Raw genomic sequence first — 22,583 nt, forward strand, 5'->3', positions numbered from 1 at the left:
CGCATGCGCCATCTCGTTCCCGCTTTCGCCGCCGCTTCCACCCTGCTGCTGGCGGCCTGCGCCAGTGCGCCGCGCGCACCTGCCAGCGCCGCCATCGCGCCCATCGCCGTGCCGGCCGTCGCCCATCCCGGCGGCGAGACGCCGGACTGGTGGTACCGCAGCGGCGCGGCCAAGGCCGCCAACAACGGCGCGATGCGCGGCAAGGCCAAGAACGTGATCCTGTTCCTCGGCGACGGCATGAGCCTGACCACGGTCGCCGCCGCGCGCATCCTCGACGGCCAGCGCAAGGGCGCCTCCGGCGAGGAGAACCAGCTGTCGTGGGAGGCGTTTCCGGCCACCGCGCTGAGCAAGACCTACAACACCGATTCGCAGACGCCGGACTCGGCCGGCACCATGACCTCGATCACCACCGGGGTGAAGACCCATATGGGCGCGATCGGCGTGTCCGCCGGCAAGCGCGAGGCCTGCGCCGACAGCCTCGGCAAGCGGCTGCTGACCTGGCTGGAACTGGCCGACAGCGCCGGCCTGAACACCGGCATCGTCACCACCACCCGGCTGACCCACGCCACCCCCGCGGCGACCTACGCGCACACCCCCGAACGCAACTGGGAAAGCGACACCGACCTGCCCGAGAAGGCGGTGGCCGAAGGCTGCCGCGACATCGCCCAGCAGATGGTGAGCGCGCGCTACGGCCGCGGCCCGCAGGTGATGCTGGCCGGCGGCCGCAGCCAGTTCACCACGGTCGAGCAGCGCGATCCCGAATACGACGACAAGGTCGGCCTGCGCCTGGACGGCCGCGACCTGGTCGGCGAATGGCGCCAGCGCCACCCGCAGGGCGCCTACGTCTGGAATCGCGGGCAGCTGGAAGCGGCGCAGAACGCGCCGGCGCTGCTCGGCCTGTTCGAGCCGGACCACATGCAGTTCGACCACGACCGCGACCAGAGCGCGGCCGGCGACCCGAGCCTGGCCGAGATGACCCGCGCCGCGATCCGCACCCTGTCGCGCGGCAAGGACGGCTACGTGCTGATGGTCGAAGGCGGCCGCATCGACCACGCCCACCACGCCGGCAACGCCTACCGCGCGCTGGACGAGACCATCGCCCTGTCGCAGGCGGTGCAGGCCGCGGCGGAGGCGACCTCGGCCGAGGACACGCTGATCGTCGTCACCGCCGACCATTCGCACACGCTCAACTTCGTCGGCTACCCGCAGCGCGGCAACCCGATCCTGGGCAAGGTGCGCGGCACCAGCGGCGAAGACGCCAACACCGGCGACCTGGCGCTGGACGGCAACGGCCAGCCGTACGCCACGCTCAGCTACGCCAACGGCCCCGGCTACACCGGCGCCAGCAACCAGCAGCCGGCCGGCATCAAACAGTTCCCGCATGCGCCGAGCAGCTTCGAACCGGTCAAGGGCCGCCCCGACCTGACCCACGTCGATACCGAACAGCCGGACTTCATGCAGGAAGCGCTGGTACCGACCAAGGCCGAGACCCATGGCGGCGACGACGTCGGCATCTGGGCGCGCGGCCCCGGCAGCGACGCGTTCCGCGGCAGCCTGGAAGAGAACGTGATCTACCACGTGATCGTGCAGGCCACGCCGAAGCTGCGTGGGCGCCTGTGCCAGGCCGGCACCTGCAACGGCGACGGCGTGCCGGTGCAGTTGCCGAAGCCGGACGCGTTCGTGGCCGAGGCTGCCGGCGCCACCGCAAAGTGAGTTTGGCGCGGCAGCGGCACGCGATGAAGGCAAGGCGGCGGGCGGCGGCGCTGGTCGCGCTGGCTGCGCTCGCGGCGGCGCCGGCCGCCTGGGCGCAGGCCGACAGCGCATGCCGGATCGCCGACCCGAACTCCGACCGCGCCATCGTGCCCGGCTGCCGCGTCGCGGCCGATGGCCGCCTGCGGCTTTCGCCGCGGACAGCGCAAGGCTTGCAGTTCGACGCCGATGGCCTGTCGGTGCTGACCGTAGGCGACCAGTTCTACTACGTGCGCGCCGATGGCAGCAGCCTGCCGGTGATCCTCTGGGACAGCGGCCCGGACTATTTCGCCGAAGGCCTCACCCGCGGCATCTTCCATGGCCGCATCGGTTTCTACGACCGGCAGCTGCGCGAAGTGATCCCGCCGGTCCACGACTTCGCCTGGCCGTTCGAGAACGGCGTGGCCCGGGTCTGCGACGGCTGCCGCCGCGGCACGCCCGATGGCGACGGGCATACGCCGATGGAGGGCGGGCGCTGGTACGCCATCGACCGCAACAACCGCGAAGTGCCCGAACCGCAGCCCTGAGCGCATCCGACCGCGTCGGCCCACCGACAAAGCGGGCGGCGGACTGCGCCCCTATCCCCTTTGCAGCGCCCGCGCCACTGGCGCGGAGCGAAGCTTGCGGCGCGGCCGCCGCGTACCGTCGAACGTGACAGGAGCCGCAACCCGCCACGGCGCGCGGACGCGGCGCTGCGGTACGGCACCGAGCCCCTGCTCCAGGCGCTCGACAACCGGCAGCCGGTTGCCGCTGCCGTTTTCGACAGGATCGGCTGCAGGCTCCTGCCGACACCGACACCGACACCGACAGCGCGGCGATACGCCGCATGCCGAGCGCGGCCACGTCGGATCGGATCGGATCGGATCGGATCGGGTCGGGTTGGATTGGGTTGGGCGGCGATACAAGCGCATGGTCGCGATCCAGGCCACCCTTCGCCGCCGCCTCCAGCGCAATCCGCTGCGCGACCGCGACGTACCGTCCGCAGCATGCTTCGCGGCCACGCCGCCAGCCTCTAAAGTGACGCGATGAAGCCCCATTCGGATATCGCATCGTCCTGCGCCGTGAGCGCCGCCCTGCCCGACCCGGCGCCGGCGGCGGTCCTGGTCGCGCTCAGCGGCGGGCTGGATTCCAGCGTGCTGCTGCACGCGCTGGCGCGACAGCCGCAGTACCGACGCGCCGGGCTGCGCGCGCTGCACGTGCACCACGGCCTGCATGCCGACGCCGATGCATGGGCCGATCACTGCACCGCCTGCTGCGCCGCCCTGGCGATCCCGCTGCAGGTGCTGCACGTGCAGGTCCCGCGCGACAGCGGCCACGGCCTGGAGGCGGCGGCGCGACAGGCGCGACGCGCAGCCTTCGCCCAGGTGCTGGGCGAAGGCGAGTGGCTGGCGCTGGCGCAGCATCGCGACGACCAGGCCGAGACATTTCTGCTGCGCGCGTTGCGCGCGTCCGGCCCGGACGGACTGGCGGCGATGCAGCCGCTGCGCAGCTTCGCCAACGGCATGCTGTGGCGTCCGTTGCTGGCCTTGCCGCGCAGCGCATTGCACGCCTATGCGCAGCGGCACGCGCTGCGCTGGGTCGAAGACCCGAGCAATGCCGACCCCGACTTCGACCGCAACTTCCTGCGCCTGCAGGTGTTGCCGCTGCTGCGCCAGCGCTGGCCGCATGCCGATGCCGCGCTGGCGCGCAGCGCGCAGCTGTGCGGCGAGGCCGGCGCGCTGCTGGACGACGGCGACCAGGCCGCGCTGGAGGCGCTGCGCGCCGACGCCACCGCGCCGCTGTTGCTGCCGCAGCTGCGCGCACTGCCGGCGCCGCGCCGTGCGCGCGTGCTGCGGCGCTGGATCGCGCAAGCCGGCCTGCCGCCGCTGCCGGCTGCCGGCCTGATGGCGATCGAGCGCACGCTGCTGCACGCGCGTGCCGACGCCGCCGCGCAGTTCGCCTGGCATGGCGCGACGCTGCGCAGCTGGCGCGAGGCGCTGTACGCCGAACGCGATCCGCCGCCGCTGCCCGCCGACTGGCAGGCGCAGTGGGACGGCCGCGCACCGCTGGCGCTGCCCGACGGCCGCCGCCTGCGGCTGCTCGCCGACACCCCGCTGGTGTTCGACGCCCCGCTGCTGGTGCGCTTGCGCCAGGGCGGCGAACGCATCCTGTTGCCCGGGCGCGTCCACTCGCAGGCGCTCAAGCAGCTGCTGCAGGAGCGCGCCGTGCCGCCCTGGCAGCGCGCGCGCCTGCCGCTGCTGTTCGACGCCGAGCGCCTGCTCGCCGCCGGCGACCGGATCGTCGCCGCGCCGCTGCACGCCTGGCTGCAGGCACGGCACGCGCGGCTGGTACTGGACAGCGCCGCCACGCCATCGTCACCCGCCTCGCATTGACCCTGCCGCCGGCGCCGCGCACACTTCCGCGATGCCCAAGAAGTCATTAGAAGAAGCCTCCCCGGTCGCCCGCTTCGAGCAATCGCTCGAGGAACTGGAAGTGCTGGTGGAGAAGATGGAAACCGGCGACCTGAGCCTGGAGCAGTCGCTGAGCGCCTACGAGCGCGGCGTCGGCCTGTACCGGCAGTGCCAGCAGGCGTTGGAACAGGCCGAACTGCGCGTGCGCCTGCTCAGCGATCCGGAGCAGCCGGACAGCGCCGAGCCGTTCGATCCCGCCCCGCTCCATGGCGGCTGACGCCGCGTTCGCGCGCTGGCGCCAGCGCGTGGAAGCCGGCCTGGATGCGCACCTTCCCAGTGCCGCCGCCGCGCCGCAGCGCCTGCACGCGGCGATGCGCCACGCCACCCTCGGCGGCGGCAAGCGCATGCGTCCGCTGCTGGTCTACGCCACTGGCGCGCTGTTCGCCGCCGACGAAACCCGACTCGACGCGCCGGCACTGGCGGTGGAACTGATCCACGCCTATTCGCTGGTCCACGACGACCTGCCGGCGATGGACGACGACGCCTTGCGCCGCGGCCGTCCCACCGTACACATCGCCTTCGACGAGGCCACCGCGATCCTGGCCGGCGATGCGTTGCAGAGCCTGGCCTTCGCGCTGTTGGCCGGTGCCGACGCGGCCGATGCGGCATTACGCGTGCGCTGGCTGCAGACCCTGGCCGAGGCCGCGGGCGCGGCCGGCATGTGCGGCGGCCAGGCGCTGGACATCGACGCCACCGGCACGGTGCAGCCGCTGGCCGAGCTGCAGCGCATGCACGCATTGAAGACCGGCGCGCTGATCCGCGCCAGCGTGCGCCTGGGCGCGCTGGCCGGCGGTGCCGATGCCGCCGCGCTCGCGCAACTGGATACCTTCGCCAGCGCGCTGGGCCTGGCGTTCCAGGTGCGCGACGACATCCTCGACATCGAGGCCAGCTCCGAGCAGCTCGGCAAGACCGCCGGCAAGGACGCGGCACAGGCCAAGTCCACCTATCCCGCGCTGCTCGGCATGGACGGCGCCAAGGCCAAGCTCACCGAACTGGCGGCGACGATACGCGACAGCCTGCACGGCCACGGCGCCCGCGCCGACACGCTGGCGGCGCTGGCGCGGCTGGCGGTGGATCGCTCGCACTGAGTCCATCCAGCCGCTCCCTGTAAGCCACTGCAGGAGCGGCTTCAGCCGCGACAGAGGCAGCGGCAGGATCGGATAGGTTAGGTGTCTTCGGGCTGAAGGTTCACGTGGGAGCGACTTCAGTCGCGGCGGATTCCATCGGTAGCCCTCCAGCACGACTAGGCGCTGGCACGTTGTAGGAGCGGCTTCAGCCGCGACCGGAGCTGTCCCAGGCAGGAACGACCCGGTCGCGGCTGAAGCCGCTCCTACAGGTTGCAGGCGCGCGCTGCCAATCGGCGCGAAAACCCGCGCGCTAGCGCGGACGCAACTCGACCAGTACCACATCGTTGGCGCGCATCGCCACGTCCACCTGCGCGCTGCCGTCCTTGCCGACGCGCACGCGGCGCAGTTCCGGCGTGTCGGTCGTCCGCTCCTGCAGCTGCCGCAGCTGCTGCGCGCTCAGCGCCTTCGGCGAGCCCATGCGCAGATAGGCGCTGTAGGCATCGTTGGCGTCGAAACCGGTGCGGCGGATCGCCAGCGCATACGTGCCCGGCGCCAGTCCGCGCAGCTGCAAGCGCAGCGGCGCGGTCGCGGCCGCCGGCAGCACCTGGGTGAAGTACGGGCGATTGCTCTTGTCCTGCTGCGGGGTGACGAACTCCCAGGCCAGCAGCTTCAGCACGCCGCCGTCGTAGGTCGCATAGCTCTGTGCATCCGTAGTGCGCAGCTGCCGCTCGCCCAGCGCATTGAGGTACTTGTAGGCGAAGTACGCCGGCTTGCGGATGCCCTGCGGATTGAGCAGGCCGAAGCCGCCCTGGAACGGCGCGGTCGGCGGGCCCGGTTCCTCGAACAGGTCGCTGTAGGTCCAGTAGCTCATGCCCTGCGCCAGCCCCTCGACTGCCTTGAGCTTGCTCAGGATGTAGGCCGCGCTGAGGTAGGCGTCGTGGACCGGATCGCGCGGGTTGTAGCTGGCGCTCCACTCGGTGAAGTACAGCGGCAGCCCCGGCATCGCCGAAGACTGGATCTGCTCGCGCACGCGGCGCACGTCGCCGGTCACCGCATCGGGCGATGGCGACAGCTTGTTGTCGCTCTCGCCCTTCTCGTCGAGGAAGCCGCCGTCCACGCCGTAGGTATGGGTGGCGATGAAATCCAGCGGCGTGCCGGCGGCATGCGCATGCGCGATGAACTCCGGAACCCAGGCCGCGCCCGCGGTCGACGGTCCGCCGACCTTGAGCTGCGGATCGATGCGCTTGATCGTCTTCGCCGTCGCGGCGTACAGCGCGAAGTACGCGGACTGGTCGGCGCCTTCCCAGAAACCGGCCAGGTTCGGCTCGTTCCAGACCTCGAAGTACCAGCGGCGCACTTCCTCCTCGCCGTAACGCTGGCGCGCATGGCGCACGAACGCGTCCACCAGCGCACTCCACTTGTCCAGCTGCGGATGCGAGGTGTTGCCCTTCCAGTAGAAGATCTGCTGGTCGGAAGTCTTCATCGCCTCGGGAGTGAAGCCCAGTTCGACGAAGGGACGGATGCCCATGCCGAGCATGCGGTCGTAGAGCTGGTCGATCTTGCTCCAGTCGTAGACCGGGCGCCCATCGACCTCGCGGTAGGTGCCGAGCACGTCGTGGAAGATCGCGTGGAAACGCAGATAGCGGAAGCCCAGTTCGTCGCGGGCCGTGCGCAGCTGCGCCAGGCTGTCCTCGCGCAGCAGCGTGCCCGGATAGTCAGAACCCACCGACAGGTCGTAGAAGCGATCGCGCGGCGAAGTCGGCCCCTGCACGTCCAGCGCGATCTCGCGGACCGCAGGCTGCGCCGCGGCAACCGCTGCCAGCGAACCCAATGCAGCAGCCAGCAACAGCCGTAGCACTCCCATGACATCCCCTCTCCCAAGGCGCGAATGCCCGACTCTAGCATCGGCATGCGCACCGGCAAACCGGAAGCGCACGGGCGAACACGCGATGCGAGGCGCTACACGCGCGTTCTGCAGCGAATCGCTGCGCCGCGTCTGCGCGCGAACGTCGTTTGTGGGACCGATCGCCCGGTTCGCTGGACGGAATCGCAGACAAACGCGCAAACGCCGGTTGCCCGCGGATCGTCGGGCTAGTTTGCATACGCCCTCGCACGGGCACCCCCTTTTCGACGGAGAGAGCCTGCATGAAACACGTATCCCTGATCTCGGCAGCCATCGGCTTCAGCCTGGTCGGCCTCATGTCGGCGGCCACTGCGCAATCGCAGCTGTCGCGCACCGCCACGCCGCTGCAGGTCGAACTGGCGCCGGTCGCCGACGCGGACGGCCAGTACCGCGGCCAGGTCGCGGTCACCGTGCGCAACACCGGCGAGCGCGTGGCGCGCGTGCCCAGGTGGGAGCTGCCGCTGGGCGAACTCGATGCCAGCCTGTTCGAGATCGCACGCGACGGCAGCACGGTCGACTACGTCGGGCGACTGGTCAAGCGCGCCGCGCCGCGCGCCGAGGATTACGTGACCCTGCAGCCGGGCGAAGCGCGGCACGCGCAGATCGACCTGGCCAACGCCTACGACCTGTCGCGCAGCGGCAACTACACCATCCACCTCAACGCGTCGCTGCAGTACGCCGCATTCGCCGACGGCGAGCGGATGCAGCGCGCCGACGGCCAGGCGCAGACCGTGTCCAGCGCACCGCTGACATTGTGGCTGGACGGCCGCGGCCGCGCGGTGCGCAACGAGCTGATGGCCGGTCCGCAGGCCGTGGTCAACGGCATCAACTACGCCTCGTGCAGCAGCAGCCAGATCAGCACCATCGGCAGCGCGGTGAACTCGGCGCGCACCTATTCGCAGAACGCCAAGACCTATCTCAACGGCGGCAGCACCGGCGCGCGCTACACCTCCTGGTTCGGCGCGTACAACGCCAGCCGCTACAGCACCGCTACCTCCAACTTCGTCAACATCGATGCGGCGATCGACCAGAACAACGGCCAGGTCACCATCAACTGCGGCTGCAGCGACAGCTCCTACGCCTACGTCTACGCCAATCAGCCGTACCAGATCTACGTCTGCAACGCGTTCTGGAGCGCGCCGCTGACCGGCACCGACTCCAAGGCCGGCACGCTGATCCACGAGATGAGCCATTTCACCGTGGTCGCCGGCACCTCGGACTATGCCTACGGCCAGAGCGCGGCGCGCAACCTGGCCACCAGCAACCCGGCGCGCGCGGTGAAGAACGCCGACAGCCACGAGTACTTCGCCGAGAACACCCCGGCGCAGAACTGAGCCTGGCGCCGCACGCAGCGCACGCGCGACCGGTGCCGGCAGCCCATGCCGGCACCGGTGTCGCAGCGCAGTACGAGGTGATGGCCGCCGCATCGGATGCCGAGCGGCGGCCGGTTTGTCGTGCATGCGACCACGGATCGGAAGCGTCGACGTGCAGCGTCGGCATGCCCTCTCAGCGCGACGCCACCAGTCCCTCCATCGCCCGCACCGCACCGCTGCCCGGAAACACCTGCGTTTCCAGCGCCGCTTCGGACACGCCCAGGTGGGCGCTCAACAGATGCTTGAACAGGCCGCGCAAGTCGGCCGTCGCGCGCAGATCGCGGCCTTCGTTCAAGGCCCGCGGCGACAGCCCCGGCCAGTCGCCGGCAACGCGCCCGCCGCGGATCGCGCCGCCGGCCAGGAAGGCGACGCCACCGGTGCCGTGATCGGTACCGCCGGTGCCGTTGACCGCCGCGGTGCGCCCGAACTCGGTCACCACTGCGACCACGCTGCGCTCCCAGCTGGCGCCGGCGCCATCGTGGAACGCGCGCACTCCGGCATCGAGTTCGGCCAGCTTGCGCTGCAGCACCGTGGCCTGGTTGCCGTGCGTGTCCCAGCCCGAATCCTCGACGAAGCCGATCCGCGGGCCGTCGGCCTTGGCCATGAAGCTGGCGGCGGCGCTCATCGCCTGTGGCAGCTGCCCGCCCTTGACGCTGTCCACCTGCATGCCCTGCCCGCGCACCGCGCGCGCGAAGCCGTCGGCCAGTTGCGCATCTGCGGCGTACAGGGGCTGCAGCCGCTGCAGCAGGATCGGATTGACCGCGGTCGGCAACGGCGGCGACCAACTGCTGACCGCGCCCGGACCGCGCATGATCAACGGCGTCACCGTGCTCACCGAGAGCGCGTCGGCGCCGTGCAGCGCCGCCGCACACCGGTTGAGCCAGCCGCTGGAGGCGCCGCTGGGCCGCGCGGTACCGTTTTCCAGGCAGTCCTGCGCTTCGAAATGCGAGCGTTGCCGATACGGCGGCGCCACCGCCACCACCGGCAGCCACTGCTTGCGCGCATACAGTTCGTGGGCGAAGGCCAGCGCCGGGTGCAGCGCGAAACTGCCGTCCAGCGCCAGGGTCTGCGGCGGCGCCAGCGCGCCGCGCAGCCGCGCGTAGTCCGCATCGCCCTGCGGCACCAGCGCATGCAGGCCGTCCAGCGCGCCGCGCAGCAGCACCACCAGCAGCCGCGTCTGCGCGCCCGGCGTGGCCAGAGCGGCGCCGGACCACAGGCTCAACAACGTGGCCGCACCGCTGGCGGCGAGAAAACGGCGGCGTGTCAGTTGCATCGGGCGTTCTCCGCGATCGTGGTGCGCGACGCGCCGCTCAGGCGCGCCATTGGAAGGCCGGGCTGGCCAGCAGCAAGGCCACGCCGTCGCGCGCCGATTCGGCGCGGCGCAAGGCACTGGCGGTGTCCTGGTCCAGGCTGGTGGCGAACACGCTGCCGGCCAGCGCCAGCGGATCGGTGGGTGCGACCAGCCCGGCCAGCGCCTCGGCCGCCTGCACCCGCTTCCACAGCGCATCCGGCCCGCTCCATTCGGCGGCCACATCGGCATAGCCGGCCGGCGAGCGCGGCGTGAACGGCGGCTGCCCCATGCGCATCAGCAGGCCGAGCACCGTTTTCTGCTGCGCCGGCGCCTGCGGCCATTCGCCGCCGGCGCGCAGCGCCGACAGCACGAAATCCTGCGGCGGCTTGAACTTGCGCGCCTGCGCACTCCAAGCCTCCGGACTGTCGATCAGCGCCCGGTACACGCTGGGCAAATGCCCATCGCTGCGCAGCCAGGCGTCGGCCATGCGCTGCACCAGCGCCGGCGGCGGATCGTCATGGACGAAATGCCGCGCCAGCTTCAGCGACACATGCCGCGCAGTGGCCGGGTGCCCGGCCAATGCGGTCAGGATCGCCTCGCCCTGCTCCAGCCCGGCCTCGGCGTAGCGCCGGCCCAGCACCTGACGGCTGCCGGCGGCATGCGCCGGGGCGCGAAACACGAAGGCGCGATCGGGCGCGCCCTGTTCGAAATCGCGCGGCGTCGGCACGCCCCAGCCGGTGATCGCGCGCGCCAGCTCGGTGACGTCGGCCTGGGTATAGCCGCCGTCCACGCCCAGCGTATGCAGCTCCAGGATCTCGCGCGCCAGGTTCTCGTTGAGGCCGGGCCGGCGCGGCGGCGCATCCAGGCCCTGGCGCGCCGCACGGCGCTGCGCGCGTTGCGCCAGCACCGAGTCGGGACCGATCGAATTGGCGTTGTCCAGGTAGCGCAGCATCGCCGGATGCCGCTCCACCGCCAGCAACAGGTCGGCGAAACGGCCCATGCACTGCGGGCGGATCGCTTCGCGCTCCATCGGCGCGGCGTACAGCGCGGCCGCACGCTTGTCGACCGAGACCGCGAAATGGTTGGACCAGAAATGCACCAGGCGCTCGGCGAAACCGTCCGCGCTGGCGACCGCGACGGCGTAGCGCGCCGCCAGTTCCTGCGCCTGCGCCTGCCGGTACAGGCCGCGCGCCGCCTGCTGCGCGGGCTTGGCATCCGCTGGCGCCTGCATCCGCGCCTGGCGCCGTTCGCGCTGGTAGTCGGCTTCGCGGCGCAGATAGTCCAGGCTGTCGGGCAAGCCCTGCATGGCGGGACCGGCAGCGGGCGCCGCGCGCACCTGCGCGGCCAGCCACGCGTGCGGATCGTCGATGGTCGCCAGTTCGCCGGGGCGCGCGCCCAGACCGAAGCGGTTCGCGGCACTCAGGGTTTCGCGACGGATCATGCGGCGCTCCGGTTCGGCATCGGTAATGCAAACGCGCGACACCAGGCCAGGTTGACCCGCCGCAGCCGCAACCTGCCGCGCGAGCTCGCCGGAAGAGCGGATCGTGGGCCAGGAACCACGCACAGGCCGCGGCGGCACCACGGACCCGGTCACACCGTCGGACGCTCCGGACGGATGCCGAACCAGCACAGCACGCTCCCGCACAGCAGCAACGCCACGGAAATGCCGATCGACAGATGCATGCCGCGCATGAAGGCCGCGGCCGCGGTATCCCGGATCAGGTAGCCGAAGATGGCCACGCCGAGCATGCCGCCCACCTGCCGTGCGGAATTGAGCACGCCGGAGGCGATCCCCGCGCGCGACGCGTCCACCGACGACAGCGTCGCGTTGGTCATGGTCGGCACCATCAGCGCGATGCCGCTGGCCGCCAGCAGCATCGGCACCACCAGGCGCCAATAGCTGCCATCGATGCTGACCGGCAGCAGCAGCGCGTAGCCCAGCGCCGCCAGCAGCAACCCCGCGACCATCAAGCGCCGGCTGCCCATGCGGGTGATCAGGCGGCCGGCCAGCACATTGACCGCCATCAGCACCAGCGTCATCGGCAGGAAGGCCACCCCCGCCAGTTGCGGCGAGAGCTGCTGCTGGATCTGGAAGAACAGGCTGAACACGAAAATCAACCCGTAATAGGCGAAGTTCACCACCACGCCGGCGACCGAGGCCACGGCGAAGGTCGGAATCCGCAACAGCGGCAACGGCAACATCGGCGCGGCGCTGTGCGCCTCGATCCAGACGAACCCCAGCGCCGCCGCGACTGCCAGCAGCAGGCTGCCGAGGACCAGGCCATGGCCCCAGCCGAGCGGGCCGGCTTCGGTCAAGGCCATGGTCATCGCCGCCAACGCCACGATGGCCGTCGCCTGCCCGCCCCAGTCCAGGCTGCGCCGATGGCTGCCGCCATGCGCGGCGACATGGCGCAGCGTCAGGCAGATCCCGATCGCGCCGATGGGCAGGTTGAGCAGGAAAATGCTGCGCCAGCCCAGGTGGGTCACCAGCACTCCGCCCAGCACCGGCCCGGCCGCCAGCGAGATGCCGCCGCAGGCGCCCCACCAGCCCACCGCGCGGCTGCGCCGCTCGCGGTCCGGGAATGCCTGTTGCAGCATGGACAGCGAATTGGGCACCAGCAGCGCCGCGCCCAGGCCCTGCACCAAGCGTGCGGCGATCAACAGCGGCAGGCTGCCGGCCAGGCCGCACGCGGCCGATGCCAGGGTGAACACCGCGAAGCCGAGCAGGAAGATCCGCCGCGCGCCGTAGCGGTCGCCGAGCGCGCCGCTGCTCAGCAGCAGGGCGGCGAACACCAGCGTATAGGCGTTGATGACCCATTGCAGGCCGGCCACGTCGGTGGCGAAGCGCTGGCGCAAGGCGTCCAGCGCCACGTTGACCACGCTGACATCGAGCAGCACGACCACGAAGCCGAGCGCGGCCGCCAGCAACGTGCCACGCGCGGAGGGAGAAGGCGAAGCCATGGAATGCGTCCGAAATGCGATGACGCTGCATGCTAGGCGGCACCGGTGTCCGCGCAAATTCCCTAAAATCGCCAGCCAGCCTGGAGAAAACGCACAGATGTTCGATTGGGAGAACTTTCGTCATTTCCTGGCGGTCGCGCGTGCCGGCACCTTGTCCGGCGCGGCCCGCGCCCTGCAGGTGGACCATGCCACGGTCAGCCGCCGGCTGACCGCGCTGGAAGCCGAGCTGCAGGCTGCGCTGGTCGAGCGCCTGCCGCGTTGCTGCCGCCTGACCGCCCTGGGCGCGCATCTCTACGAACACGCCAAAACGATGGAAGCGGCCGCGTTCGCCGCGGAACGCCTGGTCCGTGCCGACCACACGCCGCTGAGTGGAACGGTGACGCTCAGCGCGCCGCCGGTCTTGGTGACGCACCTGCTGGCACAGCGGCTGCCCGATTTCCGCAGCGACTACCCCGGCATCCGCCTGTCGGTGCTGGCGCAGGCGCAGCAGGTCTCGCTCAGCCGGCGCGAAGCCGACGTCGCCCTGCGGCTGGTGCGCCCCACCGAAGCCAGCAGCGTCGTGCGCAGGCTCGCGCAGATGCCGTTCGCGCTGTACGCGAGCCGCGACTACGCGGCGGCGCACCGCCCCGAGGACTGGACCTTCATCGCCTACGACGCGCAATTCGCCGACATGCCGCAGCAACAGTGGCTGCTGGACATCGCCGGCAAGCGGACGGTGGGCTGCGAACTCAGCGACATCGGCAGTCATCTGGCCGCGGCGCGGGCCGGGACCGGCGTCGCCGGCCTGCCGTGCTTCCTGGGCGACGCAGACCCCGCGATGCTGCGACTGGAACACGCGGGAAACATGTTCTCGCGCGATATCTGGCTGGTCGTGCACCGCGACCTGCGCCGATCTGCGCCGGTGCGCGCGGTGATGGACTTCGTGGCCGCGGCTGTCGCAGCGACACCGGGACTTGGCCTTGAACCGCCGGTTGCCGAGCGGCCGAAATAAAAAAGGCCCGGCGAATGCCGGGCCTTCTTCGCGAACCGGACCGCGCGCTTACTTGATCAGGCGCAGCGCGAACGGGTAGCGGTAGGCCACGCCTTCGTTGGCCTTGATCCCGGCCAGGATGCAGAACACCAGGTTCACCACCCACACCACCGGCATCAGCAGCCCGCCGATCACGATGACGCTGAGCACCACGCAGATCACGTAGGCGATGGCGACGGTGATCTGGAAGTTCAGCGCTTCCTTGGCCTGATCGTTGAGGAACGACTTGGCCGGGTTGTCCTTGTTGATCAGCCAGATGATCAGCGGCACGATGAAGCCGGCGATGATGCCCGACAGATGGGTGATCAAGGCGACCGTGCGGTCTTCCTGCGGACCGGCAGCAGCCGGCGGCGGCGGCGGTGCGGTCACGTTGTCGAATTCGCTCATCGGTATTCCTTTCCTTATGGTGGTGAGTGGGCAAGGCGCTTCGCGCGCCACTCTCGGTGGCCCGCGCGAACCTGTCAAGTGATCCGGCCCCCACGCCGGGGTGGCGCCTGCTCAGTCGCCACCCCAGGGCAGCAAGGGATGGCGGTAGCGGCGGCCGCACACGGCCGCAACGGTGGCGGCCAGGTCAGACCCCATGCTGGCCAACATAACCAGCATCAGCAGCGGCAGCGCAAGCAGCCCCGCAACGACGACCGGCAACGCCGGCGCCAGCAGCGCGCACAGGAGCGACAGGCTGGCGCCGAGGGCCAGCGCCTGCGCGCAATGCGCAGCGGCGAAGGGCCGGCGGCGCCTGGTCGCCAGCCACAGGCAGCCAGGCGGCACCCACAGGCACAGCAGCGCGTACAGCATGTAGACCAGATGCACGTTCGCCGCGGCGAACGCGCCCAGCCACATCGACAGATGCGCGGCCACCGCCACTGCGCGCTGCGGCGCCGATGCGGTCGGATCCGGCGCCCCGGCGCGCATGCCTGTGCGGTGGTCGCGTTCGCCCAGTTTCGGTCCGGACCGGGGAGCGACGGCCTCAGTCGTTGCCGGCCACCGTCATCTTGCCGACCAGCACCGCGCCGATGTGCACGTGCGAACGCACGTCGATGTCGCGGCCGACCGCTTCGATGCGCTGGAACATCTCGCGCAGGTTGCCGGCGATGGTCACCTCGTCCACCGGGTAGGCGATGGCGCCGTTCTCGATCCAGAAGCCGCCGGCACCGCGCGAATAGTCGCCGGTGACCGGGTTGACGCCGTTGCCCATCAGCTCGGTGACCAGCAGGCCGCGCGGGATACCGGCGGCGATCGTGGCCAGATCGTCCGCGTTCGCCGCCACCTGCAGGTTGTGCACGCCGCCGGCGTTGGCGGTGGTCTGCAGGCCGAGCTTGCGCGCCGAATAGCTGCCCAGCACGTAGCGCTGCAGCACCCCGCCGGCAACCAGCGGCGCGGCACGGGTGGCCACGCCCTCGCCGTCGAAGGTCGCCGAGCGCAGGCCGCGGCGCAGGTGCGGCAGTTCGTCGATCGCGAACCACTCCGGGAACAGGCGGCTGCCGACGCTGTCGAGCAGGAAGCTGGCGCGGCGGTAAAGCGCGCCGCCGGACACCGCGCCGAGCAGATGCCCGACCAGCGAGCGCGCCATCTCCGGCGCGAACAGCACCGGCAGCTCGCCGGTCGGCAGCGAGCGCGGCTGCAGCCGGGCCACGGTGCGCTCGGCGGCGCGGCGGCCGATCGCCGCCGGCTGTTCGAGATCCTCGCGCGCCAACGCGCTGCTGTACCAATGGTCGCGCTGCATGCCGTCGCCGTGGCCGGCGATCAGCGCGCAACCGATCGAATGGTGGGTGCTGCGCTCGCGGCCGACGAAGCCGTGCGAGTTGGCGTACACCGACAGGCTCTCGCTGCTGCCGGCCGAGGCGCCGTCGGAATTGGCCACCCGCGGGTCGGCCTCGCGCCCGGCGGCCTCGCAGGCCAGCGCCAGCTCGATCGCCTCCTCGGCCTCCAGCGCCCACGGATGCCAGCGGTCCAGCTCGGGCATGTCGCGCGCCATCAGCGCCGCGTCGGCCAGCCCGGAGGCGACGTCGTCCTCGGTATAGCGGGCGATCGCGCAGGCCTGGGCGACGGTCGCCTCGAGGCTGGACTCGTGCAGGTCGGCGGTGCTGGCGCTGCCCTTGCGCTGGCCGAAGTAGACGGTGACGCCGATGCCGCGGTCGCGGGTGGCCTCGACCGTTTCCACCGCGCCCAGGCGCACGTTGACGTCCAACCCGCGGTCTTCGCTGCAGCTGACCTCGGCCTGGCTGGCGCCCAGCTCGCGCGCCCGCGCCAGCAGCCGCTCGGCGATGCCGGACAGGCGCTCCAGGCGTTCCAGGCTGTCGTCGCGGCGCAGTTCGGAAGTGATCGCGTTCAATGCTTTATCCTTGTTGTGCGAGTCCCTTCGCAAGAGCCCGGCCATCCATGGCCAGACTTGGAATTGTGCGATTCCTTCGCAACAGCCCGGCCATCCATGGCCGGACTTGGAATTTTGCGATTCCTTCGCAAGAGCCCGGCCATCCATGGCCGGACTTTCTAATTTGATGTTTCAGACTGATCGAGTAGTACGACGATGCGCGGACGCGACGAAGACACCGGTGAATTCCGCGGCGACAGCCGCAGCCAGCAGCGCCGCGCGGCGCTGGAAGTGCTGACCCTGGGCGAGAAGCTGGTGGCGCTGACCCCGGCGCAGCTGGCCAAGCTGCCGGTGCCCGAGTCGCTGATCCCGCATATCGAGGAAAGCAAGCGCATCACCTCGCACATCGCGCACAAGCGGCAGCTGGCGTTCCTGGCCAAGCAGATGCGCCGCGAGGACGACGCCACCCTGGACGCGATCCGCGAGGCGATGGACGCCAACAGCGACGGCGCGCGCCGCGAAGTGGCGGCGATCCACCGCGTCGAGGACTGGCGCGCGCGCCTGCTCGCCGACGGCGACAGCGCGCTGTCCGAACTGCTGGGCGACTACCCCGAGGCCGACCGCCAGCGCCTGCGCCAGCTGATCCGCAACGCCAAGGAAGAGCGACTGAAGAACAAGCCGCCGCACGCCTACCGGGAGTTGTTCCGGGAGTTGCGCGAGTTGGTATTGGAGGGTGCGGGACTCGGGACCGGGGACTCGGGACTCGAGGAAGTAGACGACGACGCGTTCGAGGACGACGCGCGCGACTGAGCCGCGGCGGCGCCGGCCCCGCACGGTTGCGCACCCGCGACCGCTTCGGCACGCGGGGCGGCGACGCCGACCAAACGCATCGGCATCGCCACAGCCACCGCGCGCGGCTTTACCGAATCCCGAATCCCGAATCCCCACTCCCGGCTCCTACGCCGTCCCGCCCACGGTCAGCCCGTCGATCAGCAGCGACGGCTGGCCGACGCCGACCGGCACGCTCTGCCCGTCCTTGCCGCACACGCCCACGCCTTCGTCCAGCGCCAGGTCGTGGCCGATCATGCGCACCTTCTGCATCGTCTCCGGGCCGTTGCCGATCAGGGTGGCGCCCTTCACCGGCGCGGTGACCTTGCCGTCCTCGATCAGGTAGGCCTCGGTCGCCGAGAACACGTACTTGCCGCTGGTGATGTCGACCTGGCCGCCGCCGAAATTGACCGCGTACAGGCCCTTCTTCACCGAGCGGATCATTTCTTCCGGATCGTGCTGGCCGGCCAGCATGTAGGTGTTGGTCATGCGCGGCATCGGCAGGTGCGCGAACGATTCGCGGCGGCCGTTGCCGGTCGGCGCCACGCCCATCAGCCGCGCGTTCAGCGAATCCTGCATGTAGCCCACCAGCACGCCGTCTTCGATCAGCGTGGTGCAGTTGGTCGGCGTGCCTTCGTCGTCCACGTTCAACGAGCCGCGGCGGCCGTCGAGGGTGCCGTCGTCGACGATGGTCACGCCCGGCGAGGCCACGCGCTGGCCGATGCGCCCGGCATAGACACTGGTGCCCTTGCGCGCGAAGTCGCCTTCCAGGCCATGGCCGACCGCTTCGTGCAGCAGCACGCCGGGCCAGCCGGGACCCAGCACCACCGGCATCACCCCGGCCGGCGCCGGCACCGCCTCCAGGTTGACCAGCGCCTGGCGCAGCGCTTCCTTGGCGAAGGCTTCGGGGCGGCCGTCGGCGAACAGCACTTCGTAGCCGTAGCGGCCGCCGCCGCCGGCATAGCCGGACTCGCGGCGCCCGTCCTGCTCGACGATCACCTGCACGTTGAGCCGCACCAGCGGACGCACGTCGGCGGCGAGCACGCCGTCGCTGCGCGCCACCAGTACCGTGTCCACGCCGCCGGACAGGCCGACCATCACCTGCTGCACGCGCGGGTCGGCGGCGCGCAGGAACTGGTCCAGGCGCCGCAGCATCTCGACCTTGAGGTCGTTGCCCATGCCGTCCACCGGGTCCAGCGCCGGATACAGCGCGCGCCCGTTGCCGCGCAGCAGCGATTGCGCCGGCTGCGCGCCGCCGTCGCGGGAAATCGCCCGCGCCGACTGCGCCGCGGCCAGCAGCGCGTCGCGGTGGATGTCGTCGGAATAGGCGAAACCGGTCTTTTCGCCGGAAATCGCGCGTACGCCCACGCCCTGCTCGATGGAATGGGCGCCGTCCTTGACGATGCCGTCCTCCACGCTCCAGCTCTCGCGCCGCGAATGCTGGAAATACAGGTCGCCGAAGTCGATGCCGGGGCCGAGCAGCGTGCCGAAGGCGCGCTCCAGGCTGGTGGCATCGAGGCCGGCGGGAAGCAACAGGCGGGTTTCGGCAAGGCTGAGGGCGTTTTCGGTCATGGGGCTCAACATGGGGGACGGGGATGCTCAGCGCAAGCGCCGGCGGTACGGCGCAGGCGCCGATTCAGGGACTTCTGGACGCCGCAGGCGGCGCCGGCGGACGCGCCGATTCGCGCTCGATCACCTCCACCTTGGGATCCTTCCACGGGCCGGTGACGCGGTAGGTGCGCGCGCCGATCGCGCCCAGCGGCTTGCCCAGCACCGCGTTGGCGGCGGCGCCGACCGCCGCGCCGACCGGGCCGCCGGCGACCGCGCCGACCACGGTCAGCAGGTTGCCGGATTTGGGATTGACGTCGATGGTCTGGTCGAACTGCTGCGCGCGCAGGTCGGCCTGCCCGCGCACCTTGATCTCCGCGGCCGGACCGTCGATCAGCATCGATTCGCTGCGCGCGACGCCGTCGCCGAACTGGACCTGGCCGTCGATGCGGTTGAAGGCGAAGCCCTTGGAGAAGAAATCGCGGAAATCGAACATCAGCCGGCGCGGCAGCTGCGCCACGCTGAGCAGGCCGAGCACGCGCCCGGCACCGGGGTTCAGTTCCAGCAGCTGGCCATTGCGCGCGGCCACGTCGAGCTGGCCCTGCAGCGTGGCCAGCTGGAACCCGGCCGGATCGCCGGGCCAGGCGGCGCGCAGGGTGAGCGTGCCTTCGCCACCGCGCACCTGGCCGCCGAAGTCCAGGCTCTGCATCAGTTCGCCCAGGTCCTGGCTGTCCACGTTGGCGCTGAGCTGGGTGCGCGCGGTGGCGCCCTTGCCGCGCCAGTCGCCGCTGATGTCGATCTTCTGCTTGTCCGAGCGCAGGTGCAGCTGGTCCACCTGCATGCCGTCGCTCAGCTTGCGGGTGCGCAGCGAGGCGGCGCCGAGGTTCATCGCGCCGAAACGCAGGTCGTCCACGTCCAGCGCCAGCGCCGGGATCGAGGCCGGATCGATCGCCTCGGTCAGCGGCCGCACCGCCGCAGCCGCGGCCGCGGGGGTGGGATCGGATGCCGCGTTGGCCGGCGCCGCGGCCGCGGCCGCAGGCGCGCTCGCCGCCGGCGCGGCGCGCCAGTGCACCCGCGCCAGGCGGCCGCCGAGCACCCCGCCCTCCTTGCTCGGCACGCTGAGTTCCCCGGCCAACGCCGGTCCGTCCAGATGCACCGCCACCGTGTCAGCCTGCGGCTGCAGCCGCAGCCGGGTGTTGTCGAACACGCCGCCGAGCAGCAGCAGGTGGTCGGCCAGCACGTCGATCTGGCGCAGCGGCATCGGGTCTTCGGCGCCCGGCGTGGCCGACTTGTTCGGATCCGGGCCGCTGACCAGGCCGATCCAGTCGATCGCGTTCAACGAGGCGGTGCGGCCGCTCACGGTCAGGCCGCTGCTGGGCGGATCCTCGGCCACGTGGTCGCTGCCCATCACCACCTTGACCCCGGTCTTGCCGTTCTGGCTGCGCGCGACCAGCGCCATCAGCTTGCCGAAGGCCACCTCGATGCGCCCGCTGCCGACCGGCAGCGGCACGTTGACCGAGGTCGCCAGCGGCGCGGTCACGCCCTTGTCCATCGGCGCCGGCAGCAACAGCTGGGTGCCGACCAGATCCGAATGCAGCTGCAGACGGCTCGGCGGCTGCACTCCGCCATCGGCGGTCTTGGGCAGGCCGACACCGATGTTCCAGCGCGAGCGGCCCTGCACGAACGGCTTGAGCCAAGCCATTTCCGGCGCCCGGTCGAGCAGTTCGTCGGCGTCCACCGAGGCGCTCAGCGCCGCTTCGAAGGCCTGCTGCGGATCGCTCACGCCATCGCCGGCGCGCAGCGCCAGTTCGCCGGCATGGCCCGCGTACTGCACCGCCAGTCTGGGCGCTTCGAAGCCGGTATCGCGATAGTCGGCACTGCCGCGCATGTCGTCGAAGGCCACATCCCAGCGGCGGTCGGCGATGTGCGCGCCGAGCAGTTCGACCTTGCCGCGCAGATGATGCACGCCCACGTCGCGGCGCAACGGCTGCAGCAGGTCGAAACTGACGTCGGCCGGGCCGGAGGCGCTGAGCGCGTCGAGGGTGTCGCCATAGCGCTTGCGCAGCGGACTCTGGCGCAGCATCGCCAGCAGCTGCCCGGTTTCGGCGCGGCTGCTGGCCAGCACGCTGAGCTGGCCCTCTTTGTAGTCCGGCAAGGTCGCCGACAGCCGTTCCACCGGCACCCCGCCCATCTCGCCACGGCCCTGGACCTGGAAGCCATTGCCGATGAACACGACATCGGCGTCCACCTTCTCCACCGCCGGCCATTCGCGCTGGAAGCGGACCTTGCCGTCGTCCAGCCGTGCACTGGCCTCGAAGCGGCCGTTGTGGTCGACGAACGGCCACTGGTCCAGGTCGCCGGACACCAGCGCGCGGCCGCCGCGCAGGCGCCCGCCCTGCAGCGCGGCGTCCAGCCAGTCGGTGGCCGCCTTGCTCATCTTCGAATGCACCCAGAATTTCTTCGCCGCCACCACCGGCGCGTCCTGCAGCTCGGCGGCCACTTCGATCCACGGCCGCGAGCCGTCGGCCTGGAAGCGCAGCCCGCCGCGGAAGTCGGCGCCGTAGTCGGTGCCCTGCACGCGCAGCGCGGGCGTCGCCACGCGCAGGTCCTCGCCGTCGCGGAATACCACGATGCGCCCGGCCAGTTGCACGTCGTGGGGCACGCCGAACCCGCTGGGCCAGTCGAAACGCACCGGGCTGGCGGCATCCAGCACCAGCTCGCCGCCCTGCGCGTCGCCCTCGAAGCGTCCGCGCAGGCCGCTGACGCCGGGCGATTGCCCGACCGGCGCGAACGCCAGCGCGCTCAGCCGGCCCTGGCCGTACAGCGGCCCGCCGGCGCGGCCGGTCAGCGCCACCTGGGTCAGCTGCAGCCGCGGCCGCGCCGCGTGCAGCCAGGCGCGCAGGGACGGCGACAGGCCGTCGCTGAGCGCGGCCACCGCCAGCAGCGGCGCCAGGTCCAGGTGTTCGCCGAGCAGCGCGAAGCGGCGCCCGCCGGCCACGGTCAGCCCGTCCAGGCGCTGCATCGGCTGGCCCGCCTGGCCGATCTGCAACTGCGGCGCATCCAGCCGCCAGCCGCCGTCGATCTGCCGCCAGCGCGCGGTGGCGCGCAGCGTGGTGAACGCAGTCTGCAGCCGTGGGGGGGCCGCGCCCCCCGCCCCCCCCCCCCCGCGGCTCAGGCGCAGGTCGCGCAGCGTGGCCTCGACGCTGACCCCGACGATCCGATGCCGCTGCAACTGCGCCCAGCCCTGCACCTGGCCGGTGCCGCCGTCGACGCGGATGCCGCCGGCCTGCAGCAGCCCCGACCAACCGGCCAGTTCGGCCGGGCGCGCGGCCACATAGGCCTGGCCGTTGCCGCGCCGGCGGTCCATGTCCAGCACCGCGGTCAGCGGCGCCTGCCTGGGATCGATCCAGCCCTGCGCACCGACGCGCAGGCGGTCGCCGTCCACACGCAGGCGCAGGTCGATCTTCGGCAACGTCGCCTCCACGCCCAGTTCCGGCGCATGCACCGCCAGCCGGCCGTCGATGACCTGCAGCTCGCCCAGGCCCTGCAGCGCGTCCAGCGGATCGCCGCCCTGCCCGGTGGTCGGCAGGCCCTGCACCGACCAGGTGCCGTCGGCGCCACGCAGCAGGGTCAGCGCCAGTCCGCGCAGGCGCAGCTCGGTGAACGAGCGGCCCGGCAACAGGCCGGCGTACATCGACACCAGCACCTCGGCCTGGCCGACGCGCACGCCATCGCCGGCGCCCACGCGCAAGCCATCCAGGCGCAGCAGCGGACCGCGCCGGGTCCACGCGGTCTCGACCCGGTCGAACTGGATCGGGCGCCCGGCGCGCTCGCTGAGCCAGGCCTGGATCCGCTGCGGATGCCGCTCCACGAACGGCAGCGCCTGGCTCAGCGCCCCCACCACCAGCGCCACGCACACCAGCCCGATCGCCACCGCGTAGAACGCGAAACGGCGGGCCAGGCGCAGGCGGCGGCGCAGGGGGGTAGGCATCAACGGCGGGGATTGGGCAGTCGGGATTGGGGATTCGCAAACGCCAAAGCGACGCGCGCGGACAGCAACCGGGTGCGATCA

17 protein-coding genes are annotated in these 22,583 nt (G+C 71.5%); 8 read left to right on the forward strand and 9 right to left on the reverse strand.

Going from position 1 to position 22,583, the window contains the following annotated elements; all coding sequences use genetic code 11:
* The first annotated feature begins 3 nt into the window (after positions 1 to 3).
* The 5 genes from H9658_RS06345 to H9658_RS06365 all read left to right on the forward strand — a co-directional run bounded on the left by H9658_RS06345 (position 4) and on the right by H9658_RS06365 (position 5,287).
* Positions 4 to 1,713, forward strand: a complete 1,710-nt coding sequence (locus H9658_RS06345; RefSeq protein WP_191824751.1) for an alkaline phosphatase — start codon at positions 4 to 6, stop codon at positions 1,711 to 1,713.
* A gap of 23 nt (positions 1,714 to 1,736) precedes the next feature.
* Complete coding sequence (locus tag H9658_RS06350; RefSeq protein WP_225209790.1) at positions 1,737 to 2,276, forward strand: WG repeat-containing protein; 540 nt, start codon at positions 1,737 to 1,739, stop codon at positions 2,274 to 2,276.
* A gap of 534 nt (positions 2,277 to 2,810) precedes the next feature.
* Positions 2,811 to 4,121: a tRNA lysidine(34) synthetase TilS gene (gene tilS, locus H9658_RS06355; protein WP_318241183.1), complete on the forward strand. Its 1,311-nt coding sequence runs from the start codon at positions 2,811 to 2,813 to the stop codon at positions 4,119 to 4,121.
* Between the two features lie 31 nt (positions 4,122 to 4,152).
* Positions 4,153 to 4,416 carry an exodeoxyribonuclease VII small subunit gene (locus tag H9658_RS06360; protein ID WP_185820507.1) on the forward strand — a complete coding sequence of 88 codons (264 nt, stop codon included), beginning with the start codon at positions 4,153 to 4,155 and terminating at the stop codon, positions 4,414 to 4,416.
* Positions 4,406 to 5,287 carry a polyprenyl synthetase family protein gene (locus H9658_RS06365; RefSeq protein WP_191824753.1) on the forward strand — a complete coding sequence of 294 codons (882 nt, stop codon included), beginning with the start codon at positions 4,406 to 4,408 and terminating at the stop codon, positions 5,285 to 5,287. The genes H9658_RS06360 and H9658_RS06365 overlap by 11 nt, the downstream gene beginning before the upstream one ends.
* Before the next feature lie 289 nt (positions 5,288 to 5,576).
* Here H9658_RS06365 and H9658_RS06370 read toward each other — a convergent pair whose 3' ends face one another.
* The gene (locus H9658_RS06370) at positions 5,577 to 7,130 is read right to left on the reverse strand and encodes a GH39 family glycosyl hydrolase (RefSeq protein ID WP_191824754.1); all 1,554 of its coding nucleotides are present in this window, start codon (positions 7,128 to 7,130) and stop codon (positions 5,577 to 5,579) included.
* 281 nt (positions 7,131 to 7,411) lie between these two features.
* On the opposite strand from H9658_RS06370, the gene H9658_RS06375 reads away from it, so the two are divergent.
* Entirely contained in the window at positions 7,412 to 8,503 is a 1,092-nt protein-coding gene (locus tag H9658_RS06375) for a M35 family metallo-endopeptidase (protein WP_191824755.1), read from the forward strand.
* Positions 8,504 to 8,675: 172 nt separating this feature from the next.
* Here H9658_RS06375 and H9658_RS06380 read toward each other — a convergent pair whose 3' ends face one another.
* The 3 genes from H9658_RS06380 to H9658_RS06390 all read right to left on the reverse strand — a co-directional run bounded on the left by H9658_RS06380 (position 8,676) and on the right by H9658_RS06390 (position 12,731).
* A complete protein-coding gene (locus H9658_RS06380) occupies positions 8,676 to 9,815 on the reverse strand; it encodes a DUF1501 domain-containing protein (protein ID WP_179563794.1) in 1,140 nt (379 codons plus the stop codon).
* 37 nt (positions 9,816 to 9,852) lie between these two features.
* Positions 9,853 to 11,274 (reverse strand): DUF1800 domain-containing protein, encoded by a 1,422-nt coding sequence (locus H9658_RS06385; protein WP_191824756.1) that lies wholly within the window; start codon positions 11,272 to 11,274, stop codon positions 9,853 to 9,855.
* A gap of 149 nt (positions 11,275 to 11,423) precedes the next feature.
* Complete coding sequence (locus H9658_RS06390) at positions 11,424 to 12,731, reverse strand: MFS transporter (protein ID WP_318241184.1); 1,308 nt, start codon at positions 12,729 to 12,731, stop codon at positions 11,424 to 11,426.
* On the opposite strand from H9658_RS06390, the gene H9658_RS06395 reads away from it, so the two are divergent.
* Positions 12,706 to 13,785 (forward strand): LysR family transcriptional regulator, encoded by a 1,080-nt coding sequence (locus H9658_RS06395; protein WP_225209791.1) that lies wholly within the window; start codon positions 12,706 to 12,708, stop codon positions 13,783 to 13,785. The two genes, H9658_RS06390 and H9658_RS06395, sit on opposite strands and share 26 nt — an antisense overlap.
* A 48-nt stretch (positions 13,786 to 13,833) precedes the next feature.
* Here the strand turns inward: H9658_RS06395 and H9658_RS06400 are convergent, their stop codons facing one another.
* The 3 genes from H9658_RS06400 to pmbA all read right to left on the reverse strand — a co-directional run bounded on the left by H9658_RS06400 (position 13,834) and on the right by pmbA (position 16,156).
* Entirely contained in the window at positions 13,834 to 14,211 is a 378-nt protein-coding gene (locus H9658_RS06400) for a DUF4870 domain-containing protein (protein WP_185813339.1), read from the reverse strand.
* A gap of 111 nt (positions 14,212 to 14,322) precedes the next feature.
* Positions 14,323 to 14,736 (reverse strand): DUF4870 domain-containing protein, encoded by a 414-nt coding sequence (locus H9658_RS06405; protein WP_191824758.1) that lies wholly within the window; start codon positions 14,734 to 14,736, stop codon positions 14,323 to 14,325.
* A 55-nt stretch (positions 14,737 to 14,791) separates the two neighbouring features.
* The gene (gene pmbA, locus H9658_RS06410) at positions 14,792 to 16,156 is read right to left on the reverse strand and encodes a metalloprotease PmbA (protein ID WP_191824759.1); all 1,365 of its coding nucleotides are present in this window, start codon (positions 16,154 to 16,156) and stop codon (positions 14,792 to 14,794) included.
* 195 nt (positions 16,157 to 16,351) lie between these two features.
* On the opposite strand from pmbA, the gene yjgA reads away from it, so the two are divergent.
* Entirely contained in the window at positions 16,352 to 16,945 is a 594-nt protein-coding gene (gene yjgA / locus H9658_RS06415) for a ribosome biogenesis factor YjgA (protein WP_179563789.1), read from the forward strand.
* A gap of 147 nt (positions 16,946 to 17,092) precedes the next feature.
* Here the strand turns inward: yjgA and tldD are convergent, their stop codons facing one another.
* Both tldD and H9658_RS06425 read right to left on the reverse strand, forming a co-directional pair.
* On the reverse strand, positions 17,093 to 18,535 hold the full coding sequence (gene tldD / locus H9658_RS06420) for a metalloprotease TldD (protein WP_179563788.1): 1,443 nt from the start codon (positions 18,533 to 18,535) through the stop codon (positions 17,093 to 17,095).
* Between the two features lie 64 nt (positions 18,536 to 18,599).
* Positions 18,600 to 22,502 (reverse strand): YhdP family protein, encoded by a 3,903-nt coding sequence (locus H9658_RS06425; protein ID WP_191824760.1) that lies wholly within the window; start codon positions 22,500 to 22,502, stop codon positions 18,600 to 18,602.
* Positions 22,503 to 22,583: the final 81 nt, after the last annotated feature.

The sequence above is a fragment of the Xanthomonas bonasiae genome, assembly GCF_014836395.1.
GTDB classification, from domain to species: domain Bacteria; phylum Pseudomonadota; class Gammaproteobacteria; order Xanthomonadales; family Xanthomonadaceae; genus Xanthomonas_A; species Xanthomonas_A bonasiae.